This is a genomic window from Flavobacterium cucumis (assembly GCF_900148835.1).
GTDB lineage: Bacteria > Bacteroidota > Bacteroidia > Flavobacteriales > Flavobacteriaceae > Flavobacterium > Flavobacterium cucumis.
This window is the reverse complement of sequence record NZ_FRYK01000010.1, coordinates 1-2,505: the sequence shown is the minus strand read 5'-3', so window position 1 is coordinate 2,505 and position 2,505 is coordinate 1. Positions and strand designations below refer to the sequence as shown.

The 2,505-nt window shown below is 32.0% G+C and carries 2 protein-coding genes; both read right to left on the bottom strand.

What is annotated here, in order from left to right; all coding sequences use genetic code 11:
• Positions 1-143 precede the first annotated feature (143 nt).
• Positions 144-1,346, bottom strand: a complete 1,203-nt coding sequence (locus tag BUE95_RS13445) for a dioxygenase family protein (protein ID WP_073585378.1) — start codon at positions 1,344-1,346, stop codon at positions 144-146.
• A 67-nt stretch (positions 1,347-1,413) separates the two neighbouring features.
• Entirely contained in the window at positions 1,414-2,250 is an 837-nt protein-coding gene (locus tag BUE95_RS13440; RefSeq protein WP_234977661.1) for a LytR/AlgR family response regulator transcription factor, read from the bottom strand.
• Positions 2,251-2,505: the final 255 nt, after the last annotated feature.

The window sequence follows — 2,505 nt, the reverse complement described above, 5'->3', positions numbered from 1 at the left end:
CCTCTTCTAAATCTTTATCTAATCATATCGAAATCCCCATAGTGGATAGACAGTAATCGGTTCCGTTCAACAGGAGTTTCATTGTTGGCTTTGCAAGCCCAACGAAACTCTAGCTATTCTAGCTATTATGTGCAGCCTTCTTATCATTCATGTTTTGGCTCGTTTAAGTCAAAATAATTTCCTTTTGTTTTGTCAAGTATTTCTGAAATGAGTCTAAAGTTTTGTACTGTCGGTTTTAGATTTACATATTTGTCAACTATTGTCCTGTGTCTGTAAATTATAAAGGTGTTTTCAACACTCGCATTTATGTTGTTAAGGTTTGCTTCGCTTTCAGTGTCGCTAAATGATGGTACAAAAGTCAAAGCAATTTTTTGAAGCCCTAATTCTTCTCCGATTTTTTCTAACTCTGTTTGCCGTGCCTGCTTATTATAATTCTTTGAGTTCCCGTAAACAAAGTATGCTTTAAGGTATTTTTCTCTTGATACGCTTTGGTGGTCTAATTGTTTAAGCCATTTTTTAATTTCATCCCAATCTGGATTGTCGCCAACGAAATATACAATTCCGTGATAACGTCCATATTTGCAAACTGGGCAAGTTCTTGTTCCTTTGTCTGGTCCAAAGGCGTGAAATGGTATAAATGAAGGTTGGTCTTCGCCAATTTGTAAGCCCGACTGTATGTCTTTTTTATTTTTTGTTGGATAGTCAGGAATATTCAACCCTAAAACAATATTATGTTCTGCAATTTGAGTGTTACCGTCTAAAACAATTCTTAGTATTTCTGTTCCTGCTCTGTCAATTTTACCATACTTTTTCTTATGTTTTAAATAAAATGGGTCATCATCAAAATAAAGGTCAGCATAATATTCGTTTTCGATGTCCGGTTCTTTTATCGATAAGTGAATGTGTTGCGGAATATTATCATTCGGATAAGCTGCCGGTCTTGAAGTTTTAATAGTGTAATTTCCATCCTTGTCAGACTTTACCCAACCTCGCAGTTTGCCGTGTTCCTTAGCTTGTTTAAGTGTTTCGTTATTTGATGAATACAAACCTTTATCATCAGTATGCCAATAATAGATGATGACATCAGATGCAGGTGTTTTACCGTCAAGATTAAAGACCTTGCCTGTCAATATGAGTTTTTGCTTGCCCACTGTCCAACCAACACTTATGTGTTCAGTTGAAATTTTTTCGGGCATTCCTACATACATTAATTCACAACCGTCGCAACCTCCACCAACAATTTTATTATCAATTTTTTGAACATTCTTGTTATCATTGCTTTGTCCGTTACAACTAAGAAACAAACTAAAGAAAAAAGATAATTTTAAAATCTTTGTAATTTTCATCATATAAATTTTTCGCAAAATTCAATCTAAAAATCTCAATCTAAAAATCAAATGTTGTGAAAGGAGTTTATTTTATGGCAAGATGATGCTCAAAAATTTCCTTAAACTTTTTTGCATAATTACGACTAACTCTCAAAGAAGTGCTATCTGAAAGCGTAATATCATAATCGCCATTTTTTCGGGATTGTAATGAAGAAATTTTTGTAACATTTACGATATGCGATTTATGAATGCGAACAAATAATTGAGCATTTAACTTTTTTTCCAATGATTTTAAAGTTTCAGAATGTAAATATTTCTTCTGATTATGGAAAATGTTTACATATGGTGAGTTTGCCGAAAAATAAAAAATATCTTCAACATTAATAATTACTTTTCTAGTGTTATCTAAAACAATGATTGAAGAAATATAGTTTTGTATTTCCGGTTCAATATTTTTTTCAGAATTGAAATTGTTGAAATTCCGTTGTATTTTGAAAATGGAGTAAGACAACAAGATGAACGCATAGATAATTAAAGTTTTAATTAAATAAGCCGACAATCCAAACCTAAATGTCTGGAAATATTCAAATGTGTGATAATAATAAATTTTTGAAAAAAGCCAAACTAAAAAAGGATAGGTTAACGAATGAATTAACACGACAATTGTAAAGAACATAAAATGCTTTACAAAACCATAAGTTCTTTTTAAGAATTTTAAAAATAATTGAACTAAAGGCACAAACAATAACCAGTATGAACTGAAAATTAAGGCTTCCGAAAAGTAAAACGAATAATTTTGAGATTTTGCGGTAAAGAAATCAACACCAATGTTTACCACAATAAAGATTGAAACAAAAAAAAGTAAAACATATTTTATCTTATGTTCAATACTTAATGTTTGATATGCGAATTTTGTCGTCAATCTCTCTATTTATGCGGTTTTTATTGGGTTGCACATAACGTTCTGCGGCTTGCTCTCAGTGGCGTTGAACCAGCACCAAGCCATTACAAATATAACAAAACATTCCATTCAGCAGCGGATTTTCCGTAGGAAAATCCGGAAGTAGCCATTGAAGCAAACCGCTGTGCTTGTTGCACAACTCAAATATACAAATACTTGCATAAGAAAGAGATATTTTGTAAATTTATTCATGCAAGGAAAGAAAAATTTTACACC

What these genes read in the sequence shown, in the direction of transcription:
- BUE95_RS13445 (WP_073585378.1), bottom strand. Translation starts at nt 1,346, where the DNA reads ATGAAAATTACAAAGATTTTAAAATTATCTTTTTTCTTTAGTTTGTTT.